The sequence below is a fragment of the Pseudoalteromonas sp. TB25 genome (genome assembly GCF_000497995.1).
GTDB classification, from domain to species: domain Bacteria; phylum Pseudomonadota; class Gammaproteobacteria; order Enterobacterales; family Alteromonadaceae; genus Pseudoalteromonas; species Pseudoalteromonas distincta.
In genome coordinates, this window is the sequence record NZ_AUTI01000070.1 from 1 (window position 1) to 1,315 (window position 1,315).

General features: G+C 40.3%; 2 protein-coding genes. Both read right to left on the reverse strand.

Going from position 1 to position 1,315, the window contains the following annotated elements; genetic code table 11:
* On the reverse strand, positions 1 to 621 hold a 621-nt coding region (locus L652_RS0101350), incomplete at its 3' end, for a restriction endonuclease subunit S (protein WP_024594967.1).
* Positions 621 to 1,315: N-6 DNA methylase (locus tag L652_RS0101355; RefSeq protein ID WP_024594966.1), on the reverse strand; the 695-nt coding region annotated here is incomplete at its 5' end. The genes L652_RS0101355 and L652_RS0101350, both read right to left, overlap by 1 nt.

Sequence of the window (1,315 nt, forward strand, 5' to 3'; positions counted from 1 at the left end):
GAGGACGGATTGGCGGAAGCGTTTGATGATGTCAGGTAAGTTGTTTAGGCGTTGTTGTATGGTATCAACCTGCGCCAATAAGCTATCGAGCTTTTCAACAATGCGCTTTTGTTCTGGGAGTGGTGGAATTCCAATGGAACAAGATTGAATATGCTTTGTACCTACATTGCCTTGGTTTACTCCGCCAGTTTCTCCTTTAAAAAATTCAACTCTAAAAAACTCAGATCGCATATAATGATGTAAAAACTCACCTTCAATCAGCTCTGACTTGGCTATTATTCTGCCTACTCGTTGATTGATTAATATAGATAGATCTTCATTAACTCTACAAACATATCCATAGTCACCTTTGTACTTTGTTCCTGTCATACTTATTAGTATGTCACCTACATCGGGCTTATATTTCATGTATTCATTGGCAATATCTAAACTAACAAATGCAGGAGATTTTTCTAACTTTAAATAATCATCCTTCACATTCCCTAATTTAATGACTTGAAATTTACCGCTATCGGTAAACCAACCACTTTTAAAAGCAAAACCATTTTGAATGGTCGAAATATCACCAATGTTAAGCAATTCCCAGCCTTTAGGTGGTTTCATTACTTCCTGTTGAGTCATTATTCAGCACCTTCAATAATTTTCTTTTCCAAACCAAATTCTTCGGCCAATAATGCTACCTGTCCAGAGGCTTCATCAATGGCCCCTAACTCAATCATCAGTTGATTCATTTCGCGCAGGGCTTCGGTGAGTTCTGTCATCGCTTCAGTTGCTAATACATCTGGCTCTGGCAAGTTTGCAGCATCGGTTATTGAGTTATCTTTAAGCCATGTTATATCTAAGCTGTCGTTTTTAGCTTTAATAAACTCACGTGAGAACTTGCGCCAGCGCGCGTTATCTATTAGCTCCGAGCTGTCAGTGTTTTTAATATCTTCATCGTTTACAGGTGTGGTACAACCCAAAATATTGTAAACGCCTTCTTCTCGCTCTGCTTGGCCGTTAGCATCATCGCCGTAAACCGCCTCAAAGTTTTCAAGGTATTTATGAGTAAATGGGCTGCGCTTACCAAAGGTTTGCATGTTGGTCCGTAAGTCGTACACCCATGTGTTAGTTGTGCAGTCTTTATCTTGATGTGGGTTTTCCGGCGTGCCTTTTTGGAAAAACAACACGTTAGTTTTAACACCTGCGGCGTAAAATATACCGGTAGGCAAGCGTAAAATTGTGTGCAGGTTACATTTGTGCATTAAGTCGGTGCGTATTTCAGTCCCTCTGCCGCCTTCAAATAATACGTTATCGGGTATTACCACGGCAGCTC